The organism is Nocardia sp. No.11 (genome assembly GCF_038752175.1).
GTDB classification, from domain to species: Bacteria; Actinomycetota; Actinomycetes; order Mycobacteriales; family Mycobacteriaceae; genus Nocardia; species Nocardia canadensis.
This window is the reverse complement of record NZ_JBCGFB010000012.1, coordinates 71,221-83,971: the sequence shown is the minus strand read 5'-3', so window position 1 is coordinate 83,971 and position 12,751 is coordinate 71,221. Positions and strand designations below refer to the sequence as shown.

13 protein-coding genes are annotated in these 12,751 nt (G+C 69.4%); 7 read left to right on the top strand and 6 right to left on the bottom strand.

Going from position 1 to position 12,751, the window contains the following annotated elements:
• The 4 genes from V8688_RS06390 to V8688_RS06375 all read right to left on the bottom strand — a co-directional run.
• Positions 1 to 1,180 (bottom strand): PEP/pyruvate-binding domain-containing protein (locus V8688_RS06390; protein ID WP_342800408.1); only part of this gene is annotated, 1,180 nt, incomplete at its 3' end.
• Entirely contained in the window at positions 1,177 to 1,452 is a 276-nt protein-coding gene (locus V8688_RS06385; RefSeq protein WP_218719059.1) for a hypothetical protein, read from the bottom strand. The genes V8688_RS06390 and V8688_RS06385, both read right to left, overlap by 4 nt.
• Positions 1,453 to 1,779: 327 nt before the next feature.
• Positions 1,780 to 2,247, bottom strand: a complete 468-nt coding sequence (locus V8688_RS06380) for a nitroreductase/quinone reductase family protein (protein WP_342800407.1) — start codon at positions 2,245 to 2,247, stop codon at positions 1,780 to 1,782.
• A gap of 347 nt (positions 2,248 to 2,594) precedes the next feature.
• Positions 2,595 to 3,257 (bottom strand): DUF2267 domain-containing protein, encoded by a 663-nt coding sequence (locus V8688_RS06375; RefSeq protein ID WP_218719057.1) that lies wholly within the window; start codon positions 3,255 to 3,257, stop codon positions 2,595 to 2,597.
• 745 nt (positions 3,258 to 4,002) lie between these two features.
• Here V8688_RS06375 and V8688_RS06370 point away from each other — a divergent pair.
• From V8688_RS06370 to V8688_RS06360, 3 genes are all read left to right on the top strand, one after another.
• Positions 4,003 to 4,911, top strand: coding sequence for a universal stress protein (locus V8688_RS06370; RefSeq protein ID WP_218719056.1), 909 nt, complete (start codon positions 4,003 to 4,005; stop codon positions 4,909 to 4,911).
• 297 nt (positions 4,912 to 5,208) lie between these two features.
• Entirely contained in the window at positions 5,209 to 5,640 is a 432-nt protein-coding gene (locus tag V8688_RS06365; protein ID WP_218719055.1) for a hypothetical protein, read from the top strand.
• Complete coding sequence (locus V8688_RS06360) at positions 5,640 to 6,164, top strand: flavodoxin domain-containing protein (protein ID WP_218719054.1); 525 nt, start codon at positions 5,640 to 5,642, stop codon at positions 6,162 to 6,164. The genes V8688_RS06365 and V8688_RS06360 overlap by 1 nt, the downstream gene beginning before the upstream one ends.
• A gap of 138 nt (positions 6,165 to 6,302) precedes the next feature.
• Here the strand turns inward: V8688_RS06360 and V8688_RS06355 are convergent, their stop codons facing one another.
• Entirely contained in the window at positions 6,303 to 6,758 is a 456-nt protein-coding gene (locus V8688_RS06355) for a pyridoxamine 5'-phosphate oxidase family protein (protein ID WP_308248523.1), read from the bottom strand.
• A 321-nt stretch (positions 6,759 to 7,079) separates the two neighbouring features.
• Here V8688_RS06355 and V8688_RS06350 point away from each other — a divergent pair, with 321 nt between their 5' ends.
• Both V8688_RS06350 and V8688_RS06345 read left to right on the top strand, forming a co-directional pair.
• Positions 7,080 to 8,057, top strand: coding sequence for a PfkB family carbohydrate kinase (locus V8688_RS06350; RefSeq protein ID WP_342800406.1), 978 nt, complete (start codon positions 7,080 to 7,082; stop codon positions 8,055 to 8,057).
• Between the two features lie 97 nt (positions 8,058 to 8,154).
• Positions 8,155 to 9,054, top strand: a complete 900-nt coding sequence (locus V8688_RS06345; RefSeq protein ID WP_342800405.1) for a universal stress protein — start codon at positions 8,155 to 8,157, stop codon at positions 9,052 to 9,054.
• Positions 9,055 to 9,177: 123 nt separating this feature from the next.
• On the opposite strand, the gene V8688_RS06340 is transcribed toward V8688_RS06345, so the two are convergent.
• Positions 9,178 to 10,083: an NAD(P)H nitroreductase gene (locus V8688_RS06340; protein WP_218719051.1), complete on the bottom strand. Its 906-nt coding sequence runs from the start codon at positions 10,081 to 10,083 to the stop codon at positions 9,178 to 9,180.
• Positions 10,084 to 10,389: 306 nt separating this feature from the next.
• On the opposite strand from V8688_RS06340, the gene V8688_RS06335 reads away from it, so the two are divergent.
• Positions 10,390 to 11,352, top strand: a complete 963-nt coding sequence (locus V8688_RS06335) for a diiron oxygenase (protein ID WP_342800404.1) — start codon at positions 10,390 to 10,392, stop codon at positions 11,350 to 11,352.
• Positions 11,353 to 11,449: 97 nt separating this feature from the next.
• The coding region (locus tag V8688_RS06330) for an NAD(P)/FAD-dependent oxidoreductase (protein ID WP_342800403.1) at positions 11,450 to 12,751 on the top strand (1,302 nt) is incomplete at its 3' end.

The window sequence follows — 12,751 nt, the reverse complement described above, 5'->3', positions numbered from 1 at the left end:
CTCGGTGCCGCAGCGCGGCGACGCGGGCGGCGAGCCCGCGCGCGGCATCCGGTGCGATCGCCGATCCCGTGACCGCCGCGTCCAGGGCCGCCCGCCCGTGGAGCCGGACCAGCAGCTGGTGTGGCGCGGTCATCGCGCCGAGGGGCAGCGTGCCGAGATCGTCGAACATCGCCCGCAGCGCCTCCTCGACGATGAACGAGCAGACATCCCAGCGCAGCGGCGGCAGCACTCCGGGAAGCATCTCCGCGATGCCCGCGGTGGTGAATTCCGCGCCCGGCAAGTCCCGCGTGTCGGTGTCGCAGGGGTCCTCATCCGCGGCGTTCACCGTGATCGGCCGGGCCTGGACGATCCAGAGCCGGAGTCCGTCCCAGGCCCATTCGATGTCCTGCGGGCGCCCGGCTCGCTGTTCGATCTCGCGCGCGACGGTGACCAATTCCGCGGCTTCGGCCGGGGCTTCGGCCGGCACCTTCCCGTCCGGCACCAGCACTACTCGCGGCGTCTGCTTACCCGAGACCAGCGTCTCCGCCAATCCACGCACGGTCTCGATCCGCACTGTCCCCGCGGGACCGGTGGGATCCTGGGTGAACAACACCCCGGCCCGGACCGCGGGCACCATCGACATGATCAGCGCGGCCATCGCCACGCCCTCGTCGTCGATGCCGAGCGCACGGCGATAGGCGCGGGGCGCCGGGTGATGCAACGAGGAAAAGACTGACAGCACAGCGCTTTCGACGGCCGCCCGGTCGCCGGGATCGACGTCGAGAACCGAGTGGTACTGACCGGCGAACGACGACGCGTCCATGTCCTCCACCGTCGCCGAGGAGCGCACGGCCACGGCGCGGCCTGCGCCTACCCGCTCCGCGACCGCACACACCTCGTCGATCAGGGTCCGGGGAAGACCCGCGCGGGAGAACGCGGCATCGACTTCAGGGGCGGGCACCGGCTCACCGCGATCGAGACGCGCCAGCAATTCGGCGACAGCGGGCCGACGGGCAACGGCACGGTATGCCGCTGCCGTCACGCAGGCCGCCGCGGGGACCTGGATGCCCCAGCCGATCAATCGGTCCAGCGCTGCGGCTTTGCCGCCGACGAGGCCTCCGCTGCACCCGGCGCCCGACAGGATCAGCACCTCGGTGCAGTCGGCCGACGCGGTGGCGCCGAGCGTGTCGATGCTCGTCATGCCGGGTCGTTCCCACTGGTGAGGCCCAGACGGTAGGCGGCGACGGCACGATCGGCGACCCGCTCCACCGGCTCGTCGCCCGCGGCGGCGCGATCCTCGAGCCATCGAGTCAGATCGTCGCGGAGACCGATGGATCGCCGTGCACCGGACAGCCGAACGGCCGCCGCGGCGGTGAACACGATGCTCGCGCCGAAGACGACCACCAGATCCCAGTTGCGCCCGGCGGCGGCATCGACCAGCCCGATGAGGGAGATCGCGCCGACTGTGATCATCAGCCCTCGCGCATGGTCGCCGACACTCATCGCGCAACTCCCGTGCCGGTGCGAACATTCCTCATCTTGATCTCCTCGAGTCGGACGGGGGCGGGTCGTTCAGCCGACGCCGCGCCGCCGTCGTTTCCCCAATTCGACCAATCCGGTGACTATTTCGTTAGGGCCCCTGGTCCTGGCCACAGGTGCCTTTCGCCACCGGCGATTCCGGCAGCCGAGGGCGTCGGGACGGTTCCAGTGACACGAGCGCGAGCTGTCGCACCGGAGAAGCGCCGGCGATCCCGCTGGTTTGTCGGCGAAAACCCAGGGCCTCACCGACCGTCACCGACGTCATCCAGCGCCGCCAGAACGCGCTCGGCGTCCACCGTGCCCGGACTCACGAGGTCCACGCCGGCGCCGGGGCAGCTCGATCACCACCAGGGGATCGTCCACCGGAACCGCACAGCGGGTGAAGGTCTGCTGATAGTAGGCCGCGAGCTCCTCGTGCTCGAGCGAACCCGGGTAGGCGACATGCGCCACGCCGGCCGCCCAGCGGCCGCGTAGCCGAATCGACACCGGGTGCGGCGCAGCGAAATTGCGCCACCAGGTCTTGGTCTCGGAGCACGCCACCCGGACGACGGCGAGATCGCCCACCCGCGCGTACGCCACCGGTAGCGCGATGGGCCGTCCGGAACGTCGTCCCCGGTAGCGCAACTCGGTCATCGTGGGCACACACCGCGCGACCAACGGTATTCCGAGAGCCGAGACCAGGAAGGACGCCCCGATGCCAGGGGCGTGAAAATTCGTCGAGAGGCTCATGATCGGATCATCGTCTCGCCACCACGCACGTCGCCAGAAGCCGAAGTCCCTGTCCCGAGGGCATTTCGGACTCCGAACCCGCTCGCGCGCCGTTGTGTGTCGGGCACCGCGCCGACCGGATGCCGAAGTTCGTGCGCCGGGACCGAATTCGTTCTACCCGAACCCCGATACTTCGCTCTCGTTCCGAGACTCGTCGAGGCCATCGACATCCAGGATGCTGTCGACCGGTCGGCGAGCGGTCCGCGGGGGCGGCGGCGTTCGGGTGTTGTGCAACCACGGGGTCCGGGCCGCCCGCGCGTGTACGGCACGCACTGTCGTCAGGTCACGTTTCGCGCGTCCCCGTGGCGTCAGACCGGTGTGCCGCCACCGAAGCCACTCGCGAGCAGCAGATCGTGCGCGCGGCGCGCGGACTCGGCGGTCCGCGTGGAGGTGTCCGCTTCCGTCGGCAATTGCTCGAGTCCGTGTGACAGCGCCATAACCGCCTCGGTGAGCGTCGTCACGTGCTGCTCGAGTCGCGTCAGACGATCCGGCTCCGGCTGTTCCTCCACGCCGACCGCGGGCAGATGCAGTTCGCCCGCGATATCGGAGGTCGCCCCGTACAGAAGGCGGAACAGCGTGATCGGCATCCCGGAGAACACGCGCGGGAGCAGGCCGGGGGAGAATTTCGCGTCCAGCGCGTAGGTCACCGCCGCCACCACTCCGGGAACCTCCGCGAGCTCGATCCCGGCTTCCCGGGCGAACTGCGAGCAGAACTCCCGCAGGCCGTGCCGTACCGGAAGGTGACTCGGTACCCAGTTCTCGAAGTACACACCCCGCAACAGCTCCGGCAGCTGCGCGGACAGATGAGCCGAACTGTCGATACCGATCCGATCGCGCACCGTGTGCAACCACGCACGCAGTGCCCGCATGGCGAACCGGCGATCGTCGGTATCGAGACTTTCGGCTACGGCACGTAGCCACACATGGGCCGTGTGGACCGTCGGGGCCAGCGGATCGTGATGGTTCGACATGAGTTCCTCCTGATTGCCGGCACGGGGTTCGGCGAACTTCGCCGAAACGGCGCGAGACCCCGCGGAAACAGCCACGCCAGGCGCACGAGCCACGCCGTCCACCACGCTGTGCCGGTGTAGCTGGGTGAACGACGTCGTTGTCGCCCACCCGGGGATCGTGCTCGATACCTCCATCATCGGCACCGCGGCCGAACCGCCCCAGATCCGAAGGACACCGCCGTCAAGGCTGAAAGCCCCCCGCGTCGAGGACTTCTTCGTCGGTCGGCGGGCCCGGCCGGCGGTTGTCGTGAGCCTTCGCGGATCTACCGAGGACCAACGCCGCAGCCACGCGGGACCTTCGACCGTATCCGGGCGATGCGGGTCCCGGCGAGGCTGGAAACCGACACCGCCGGATCGGAATTCGTGCTCGCCGGCGGCGCGACCGCGGGCCCCGCCGGCTCAGGTCTGGGAGACCCACCGGTGTCGTCCTGCGGTGCGCCTGCCCCGAGAACTTGCCCGCCAACGCATCGGTGACCGACGCGGCAGCAGTCGGACGCGACCGCCGAGATCGCCGACGCGACGGCGGCCTGGCGACGTCGCCTGCCCCGGCGCTGTCACGCTGGACACCAGCGCACCACTGATCGAGACCCTCGCGGTCGCCGATGACACCTGGCATCGCGGCGCGTTCCCACCCCGCTCCCCCGGACACCGCCCTCGCGACAGCAGACCACTCGACAGGAACAATCCCAGCCATCAGGAGACGACCATGACACAGCACACCGAGAGCCCGCACCAGATCGCCTCGGCCGCGATCGTCGTAGGAATCGACGGATCGGAAGGATCGATCAGCGCCGTCCGCTGGGCAGCACGCACGGCCGCGGACCGCGGCCGTGCCCTGCGCATCGTGCACTGCACCGAACCGATCGCCGATCGAACGCCGCGCAGCGCCTACGACGCCTTCATCTACGCCACCATGCAGGACATTCGGCGCGCGGCCGAACAGATGCTCGCCGCCGCCGCCGACGAGGCGCGCGCCGCCGCGCCGGCCGTCACCCTGACCACCGAACTCGCGAACGGGCGGATCGCCCGAACGCTCATCGATGCGTCGGCGCACGCGCATCTGGTCGTGCTCGGCGCGACCCCCGCCGCGGGCGCGCTCGCCCATCTGGGCTCGACGTTGCTCGCGGTGACCGCGCACGCCCACGGTGCCGTCGTCATCGTGCGCGGACCCGATCCAGATCGCCGCGACGGTCCGGTGGTGGTCGGGGTCGACGGCAGCGGCGTCGGTGAACCCGCGATCGGCGCGGCTTTCGCCGAGGCCTCGCTGCGCGGGGCCGAACTCGTTGCGGTGCACGCGTGGAGTGATCTGTCGGAGGGGCAGTTCGGCGGTGTCGACTACCTGGCGATGCCGGTCGACAACTTCGCCGTCGCCGAAGAGGCGCTGCTGGCCGAACGCCTGGCCGGATGGTCCGAGCTGTTCCCCGACGTGGCGGTCCGGCGCGAGGTCGAGGTGTTCGGGCCACGCGAGCGCCTGGCCCATTGGTCGCAGACCGCACAGCTGCTCGTCGTCGGTAGTCGGGGTCGTGGTGGCTTCCGCGGTCTGCTTCTCGGGTCGACCAGCAACTGGCTCGCGCAACACGCCGAGTGCCCGGTCATGGTCGTGCATCACGACTGATCCGTGACGCCTGCTGTTCCGACGCCGACGCCGCGTTTGTACCGCGACCGCGTCGACCCACGCGTGCCGACACCGACCTGTCGTCGTCGACGGACGAACCGGAGGGGCAGGTCAGGGCGTGACCGGCGACGCCGCGAGTACCGTTCCCGGCGGCAAACGCATCAACGTCGTTCCCGTGTCGGCACGGCGTACCGGGGCGCGGGACGGCCGAAGGTCATCTGATCGGGCCGCTGGTCCTCGTCTCCCAGGACCTTCGGCCCTGACCTCGACCACGGCGGACCGGCCATGCTCGGGTTCATGATCTCGAGGTATCTGCGGCGACTCGACCCACGCCGATCGGTCCTGTGCCTACTCGCCGGGCTGATGGCGACGTGGGCGTTCGCCGGGGCTTTCGGCCTGATCACCGGCGCGGTGCCGTTGAGCCCCGCGTCCGTCGAGCGGATCCCCCTCCACAGCCCGATCCTGGCGGGAGTGGGGCTCGCGCTGGTGGTCGGCCTGCCGATGGCGGTCGTGGCACTGACAGTCACCGACGACGACACGCACAACGCGCAGACGACGTTGGTGGCCGCGTCCGCGCTGATCGGCTGGATTCTGCTCCAGCTCGCGCTGCTGCGCGAGTTCAGCTGGCTACAACCGGTCTGTCTCGTTTTCGCCTTCGCCGTTGCCGCTCTGGGCACGCCACCACTGCACGACCACACCGACCTCCGACCGCGAAGCGAGTTGAACTGATGCATGCGCAGGTTGTCTACGAGTCCATGTTCGGCAACACCGCCGCGATCGCCGAAGCCGTCGCGACCGGCCTACGGTCACATTTCGAGGTGACGGTGTCCCCTGTCGCCGAGGCCGTGAATCACCCGGCACCACAGGTCGACCTGCTCGTCGTCGGTGGTCCCACGCACGCGTTCGGGCTCAGCCGAACCGCTACCCGCCAGGATGCGGCGGGCCAGACCGACGATCCCGTCGAGATCGAGATCGGGATTCGAGAATGGCTCGACGCGGCGCTGCCCGTGCCGTCGCCACGGTCGGCCGCCGCCTTCGGCACCAAGATCGCTCATCCGCCCTGGCTGCCGGGTTCGGCGGCGAAAGGCATCGCCAAGCGTCTGCGGCACCTGGGGTACCACCTCGCGGCCGCCCCTGCCGATTTCCTGGTCGAGGACATGACCGGTCCGCTTCGTTCCGGTGAGCTCCAGCGCGCCACCGAATGGGCGGCCCAGCTGGCCGCCGCCTCACCGAGCCTCCCGGATGCGCGATGAGCATGCCGGTCGCGCACGGCCTCTCACGGATCGGCGCGATCAGGGCACCAGCACGGCGGCATCGACTCACCGCTGATCATCGCTCGGCCCGGCGCCGACGTTCGAGCTCGTGGCCGGGCGGTGCGCTCGGGCACAGCGTCAGCTGTGCTCGGGTACTTCCCTTTCCCGCAGGCGGATACCGGTGACGATGTCGGGATCGATCGTGATGACGGCGTCCATCATGCCTTCCACCCAGGGCCGCAGCCGCCGCTCGTAGCTCGCGATGCGCCCGGGGTCGGAGACGGTGCGGGCCAGTCCGGTCACCGACACCGACCATCCGACGCGGCGCACCGGATCGATCTCGTCGGCGCCGTAGGTGACCACCACCGGCGAGCTGTGGGAGGCGAGCCCGGTGAGCGGGGAGTGCAGGCGGGTCCGCACGACGATCAACCCGTCCTCGTCGAGGAGGTGATTGACCGGGCGGATCGCCGGCAACGCGTCGCGGGTGTAGACCACCCTGCCCATCGGCACGCTCGCCAGCAGACGCAACGCCTCCGCCCGTCCCAGCTCGACTACCTGGCGCTGCGCATCACCTGCGTTCCCCGAGTCGATCACCGCGGGACTCCGGCGAGAGGCGAACGCCACATCTCGATCAGCCGCACCAGGTTTCGACCTCGCCTTCTGTTCGTCGGTCCGGTCCTGATGAGACCAAATAGGCCGAGCGATGGCCTAGTGCCGAAGGCCCCTTCACGATGGGCCTTTCAGCCCTTCGACGCAACGATGCCGTGGTGATGCGGAAGGCGGCCACCGACCGTCGGACCACCCTGGGGCATGGCATCGCCCCGACGTTCGAGACCGCGCACAGGCGACCAATGGCGAACCCGGCGTGGACGTTCGGCTCTGCCGGGACGCAACCCGCCACGCCATGCTGGCGTCATGGACCCCAGCACGCATCCGGTACCGATCGCGACCTTCACCATCAATCCCACGGTGGATCTGTCCCTGGAGGTCGCGCGCCTGCGACCCGAGGGCAAGTCACGTGCGCGGCTGCGATCGATACGCGGTGGCGGCGGGGGCATCAATGTCGCGCGCGGTGTCCGGCGTCTGGGCGGTACGGCCCTGGCCCTGCATACCGCGGGCAGAGAAGTGGGCGCGCGGTTGAACCGGCTGCTCGACGACGAAGGGCTCGCGCACCTACCCGTCGATATCGGCGAGGACACCCGCGAGGCCCTCGTCATCGCCGAGCGGGAGTCGGCGAGCAGCTACCACGTCGTTCCCGAGGGGCCGACGTTGTCCGCCGCTGAGGAGCGGCACTGTCTCGACACGATCACCCGAACCGCTCGGCACTGCGACTATTTCGTGCTCTCCGGCAGTGCGACGCCCGGTCTGAGCGCGGAGTTCAGTGCCACGGTGGCGCGCACCGTCGCCGATGCCGGCGCCGCGCTGATCGCCGACATCGCCGGCAGCCAGCTGACGACGATGCTGGCCGAACGCGTCTTCCTGGTTCGGCTGGATCGCGTCGAAGCCGCCGCCCTGATCGGCCGTCCGATCAGCGGGTACGACGACGCGTGCGCGGCCAACGCCCTGCTGCTCGAGCGCGGCGCCTGCGAACACGCGATCACCACGGTCGGTGCGCTCGGCGCGGTGTGCTCCGACAGCAACGGCCACCGCGTGATAGCGGCGCCGCACCTGCCGCCGCCGCGCAGCGACGCGTGCGCGGGAGACAGCCTGGTCGCGGCGATCACACACCAGTTGGCTGAGGACGCCGACGTGCCGCTGGCATGCGAGCTCGGGGTGGCCGCCGCGGCGGCCACCGTCATGCTGCCCGGCACCGACATCTTCGAATCCGCGACGGTGGACACACTCGCGGCTCGGGTCCGCGCAGTGCGGGCGACCGGCTCCGTCACCGAATGACGGTGTCCGGCCATTCCGGGCCCACTGTGCCGAAAGTCCCCGTTGTTCAGGTACAGGTGCCCTGCCGGAGGCCGGCCGGTACGGCGACCCTGAAGATATGAGTGAGATCACCACCGACGACCACGACCGGCAACGGACTTCCGCGGCGCCCGTGGTCGTCGGCGTCGACGATTCAGCCACCGCCATCCGCGCGGCGCAGTGGGCCGCTGTCGTCGCCGACGCCCGGCGCGTACCGCTGCGGCTGGTCCACGTCGCGGGCCGACATGTCGACGCACCGACGAGCGCGGCAATCCTCGACAGCGCCCGTCGCGCTGTGCTCGACCGGTGGGCACGCACAGCACCCACCCCGGCGCCCGCGATCAGCACGCGGGCGCTGCGCGGGGATCCGGCGACCAGGCTGACCGGCTTGTCGGCGAACGCCTCCGAGGTCGTCGTCGGCAGTGCGAGCCGAACCACGCGGTCGATGCTCGGGTCCGTGGCGACCACGCTGGCGGCGTCGGCGCACTGCCCCGTCGCGGTGATCCGGCCCCCAGCCAGCGGGGCCGCGGCGGTGGGGCCGGTGCTGGTCGTCACCACACCCACGGACAGCGGCGCGTCCCTGGCGCTGTCGGCCGCGATGCGTGCCGCCGCTGAGCGCCGCAGCGAGATGACGGTCGTGACCGTCACCCGACCGGCCGCGCGTACCTCGACGCCTCGCGCCGAGCAGGATATCGAGGCACTGCTGGCCTCTCACGGACGCCACTTCCCCACTGTCCGGGCTCGGCTGGTCACCTACTTCGGCCATACCCGCACCGCCATCGAGAAATTCGGTGCCACAGCGCAATTGGTGGTCACCGCCCGGCACCGCAGACCGTTCTGGCCACAGCTGAGCGGAACCTCGTACCTTGCCCTCCAGCACACTCGTTGCGCGGTCCTGATGGTTCCCGAGCAGCAGGCGCATCCGACCGTCATCGAACGCCTCCGCCTCCGTCGCGCGGCCGACCAGATGATCGGCTGAGTCCTGCGCCCGTGAGCAGAGGCCGCCGCCCATATTCTGCTCGATCCCGACGATCTGCCGATGACCTCGGTCGTCGTCGTTCCTCCGCGCTTCGAGTGAGGGCCGACCACGCCGACGTCGGTGTCAGCCGCACTCGGGAAGCATCAGGTCCTCGATCGGACGACGAGGAGTCATGGTCGGCGCCGCACCGATATCCGGCGCCCATCCCACGCGCAGGAGAGCTTGGGGAAACGCCGTGCCGCCCAGCGCCTCGGTCCGGAGGAAGTCCCGTCGCGACTCGAGCGGCTCTGTGAGCAAGCACGTGGCCAGCCCGATATTGGTGGCGGTCAGCAGCACAGCGCTGACCGCCTCACCGGCACGCAGCCTCGACAGCGCATCGTCGGTCGGTGTGCCGGCCACGAAGAGCTCGGCGTAGTCGACGACCGCAACGTCCGTGCTCTCCGCGGAACCGGCCTCGATCGGCGACCATCGCGGCGCACCTCCGGGAGGCTCCCCAGCGAGCGCAGACCGGCTCGCCGAGAACACCTTCGGGCGAGGCGAGCCCGCGAGGCATTCGCGATCCCTGTCGGAGAGGAGATGCACGACGCCACCCGACGCCGCCGCGCGCTCACGGAACAAGCTCAGGTACCCGGCTGGTATCGGACGCATCTGGTAGGGGCGTTGATCGCTGCGCCGCTCCGTGATCGCCTCGCGCAGCGACTTCTCCAGCATCGTGGCGCGATGCGGTACCCATCGAAGCGACGCCAGAAGCCCGGGCCGGGCAACATCCGGCAGCCGGCGGACGACCGTGGCCCACCCGGCTGCGGCGAAGGCCACGCTCAGATGGTGCAGCGCGATGCCACAGCCCAGCATCGCGTCGCGCGATTCCCGGTCTGTCGCGAACGGCGAATATCGCGGATCCAGGTACAGGTGGACAGCGCGATCGGTCACCCGCCACCGCCACGGCTGGGTGTTGCGCCGGGACGGCGCACGCCCAGCGAGCGTCAGTGCCGCTGTGACGGTGCGGCGGTCGGGCATTGCGGGGTCCATGGGGCGTCGTCCTTTCGTCTGCCTCTCCCACCGTGCCACCGCGCTCCGAGCGAGGTTAGAGCACGAAGGCATCGTCTGAGATGACTTCGGGCCGATACCCGGACCGCCGAGAATCACGCCAGGACCGCGCCGGACACCTGGGGTTCCGCTCCCGCAGCGAACACCACCCAGGGCCGAAGGACCCCTCGCACGTAGGACCGAAGCCCTTGATGGTGTTGCCTTTCGGCGCGTTGGCACGACCAGAGAAACATGCAACTCTCAGTTACACCTATTTGCGGCCGTCGGCCGCCGAGCCCTGGGAGTGAAATGACCAGCGAGCAGACCTTCGACGAAACCATGAAGACCCTGTCCGAGGCATCGGTCACCGTGCACTTCGACGCCTTCACCGACATCGCCTGGGACAACCCCGACTACGAGATCCGCTGGAACGACCCACGCTGGGTGCTGCCCGACGTGGATCCCCTCGGCAGGCACCCCTGGTACCGGGCCCTTCCCGTCGAACGGCAGATCGCGATCGGCATCTGGCGCCAGGCCAATGTCTGCAAGGTCGGACGCACGTTCGAGGAGATCCTGATCGGCGGGATCATGGCGTTCGCGATCACCCTCCCCAACGGCAGACCGGAGTTTCGCTACATCACGCATGAGGCGACCGAGGAGTGCCATCACACGCAGATGTTCCAGGAGTTCGTCAACCGCTCCGGGGCCGATGTTCCCGGGGCGCGGCGACTGTTCCGTCGAGCGGGGCCGTTCATCTCGCTTGCCGGGCAGTTCACCCCGGCACTGTTCTGGGCCGGAGTGCTGGCCGGCGAGGAACCGATCGACCACATCCAGAAGGCGTACCTGAGGTCCGATGTCGAGCTGCATCCACTGATCGAGCGGATCATGCAGATTCACGTCGCCGAGGAAGCGCGCCATATCTCGTTCGCGCATCGCTACCTGCGCGAGACCGTCACCACCTACCGGCCCGTCCGCCGGCTGCTGCTGTCGCTGGCCTTTCCCCTCATCATGCGGGTGTTGTGTGACGTCATCGTGATCCCGCCGAAGGAGATGACCGATGAGCTCGGCATCCCGAAAAGCGTGATCCGCGAGGCGTTCTGGGACAACGCGGATTCCACCCGGCAATTGCGGGACGTCTTCGCCGATGTCCGCGCCCTGGCGACGGACGCCGGGCTGATGAACCCCCTCGCCCGGCAGGTGTGGCGGTTGCTCGGCATCGACGGTCCGGCATCGCGGTACCGCAGCGAACCCGCGCGCCGTTCGGCCGCCTGAGGTGCGACCCGGTCACCCAGCCGTTGCTTCGCACCGCGTGGGCGCGACCCGGCCGTGCGCCATCACCACACATCAACCTCGACAGGAGTCACCCATCATGTCCAGTGAGCCGGAACTTTCACATCCCCAGCACGATTCGGCGGTGGATCTCGACGTGCTCGTGGCCGGCGCCGGACTCTCCGGCATCGCCATGGGCCATTACTTGAAGACGCAGCTGCCGGGCAGGTCCTTCCTGCTGCTGGACGCGCGGGACAGGATCGGTGGCACCTGGGACCTGTTCCGCTACCCCGGCATCCGATCGGATTCCGACCTGCAGACCTACGCCTACGCATTCAAGCCGTGGGCCCACGATTCGGCGATCGCGGACGGCGCGGACATCCTCGACTACCTGGCCGAGGCCGTCGACGACGACGAACTGGCGCCGAACATCCGGTTCGGGCACAAGGTGCTCAGCGCGGACTTCTCGACCGAACAGGCCCGTTGGACGGTGCGCGTGCAGGTGGCGAACGACCGCATCGTCACAATGACCTGCCGATTCCTGTTCAGCGCGGCGGGCTACTACTCCTACGAGCAGGCGCACGCGCCCCATTTCGACGGTCAGGAGAACTTCGCGGGGCAGATCGTCCACCCGCAGTTCTGGCCCGAGGACCTGGACTACCGAGATCGCCGGGTGGTGGTGATCGGCAGCGGCGCGACCGCGGTCACCCTGGTGCCTGCGATGGCCGCGACCGCGGCCCGGGTCATCATGCTGCAACGATCACCGAGCTATGTCCTGCCGCTGCCCGGTACCGACTATCTGGCGGTCGCGCTGCGGACGGTGCTGCCCGGGACTACGGCGTACCGCGTCGCCCGGCGGCTCAACATCGCCCGCCAGCGATTCCTCTGGGAGTTGAGCACACGGCATCCGACAGTGACCCGCCGGATGATCCGCGCGGTGAACAAGGCGCTGTTGCCGCGCGGGTACGAGGTCGACGTCCACTTCAACCCCCGCTACGACCCCTGGGACGAACGGCTGTGCGCGGTCCGGGACGGCGACCTGTTCAGGGCTATCCGTGAGGGGAGAGCCGAAGTGGTCACCGACCACATCGACCGTTTCCTCGAGCACGGCATCGCGTTGACCTCCGGCAGGCGGATCGACGCCGACATCGTCGTCACCGCGACCGGTCTGCGCTTGCTTCCCTTCGGCGGCATCCAGCTGAGCAAGGACGGTGCGCCCATCGACGTCGGCCGGACCATGGCGTTCAAGGGAATGATGCTCAGCGGCGTACCGAACTTCGCCTACGCGATCGGCTACACCAATTCGTCGTGGACGCTGAAGCTGGATCTGGTGTGCGAACACCTGTGTCGCTTGCTGCGACTGCTCGACGAGCGCGGCTACGACACCGTGGAACCGGTCGCC

Coding starts and splice junctions, on each gene's coding strand:
- V8688_RS06360 (WP_218719054.1), top strand. CDS start 5,640: ATGCATGCGCAGGTTGTCTACGAGTCCATGTTCGGCAACACCGCCGCG.
- V8688_RS06380 (WP_342800407.1), bottom strand. CDS start 2,247: ATGAGCCTCTCGACGAATTTTCACGCCCCTGGCATCGGGGCGTCCTTC.
- V8688_RS06385 (WP_218719059.1), bottom strand. CDS start 1,452: ATGATCACAGTCGGCGCGATCTCCCTCATCGGGCTGGTCGATGCCGCC.
- V8688_RS06340 (WP_218719051.1), bottom strand. CDS start 10,083: ATGGACCCCGCAATGCCCGACCGCCGCACCGTCACAGCGGCACTGACG.
- V8688_RS06335 (WP_342800404.1), top strand. CDS start 10,390: ATGACCAGCGAGCAGACCTTCGACGAAACCATGAAGACCCTGTCCGAG.
- V8688_RS06365 (WP_218719055.1), top strand. CDS start 5,209: ATGATCTCGAGGTATCTGCGGCGACTCGACCCACGCCGATCGGTCCTG.
- V8688_RS06370 (WP_218719056.1), top strand. CDS start 4,003: ATGACACAGCACACCGAGAGCCCGCACCAGATCGCCTCGGCCGCGATC.
- V8688_RS06375 (WP_218719057.1), bottom strand. CDS start 3,257: ATGTCGAACCATCACGATCCGCTGGCCCCGACGGTCCACACGGCCCAT.
- V8688_RS06350 (WP_342800406.1), top strand. CDS start 7,080: ATGGACCCCAGCACGCATCCGGTACCGATCGCGACCTTCACCATCAAT.
- V8688_RS06345 (WP_342800405.1), top strand. CDS start 8,155: ATGAGTGAGATCACCACCGACGACCACGACCGGCAACGGACTTCCGCG.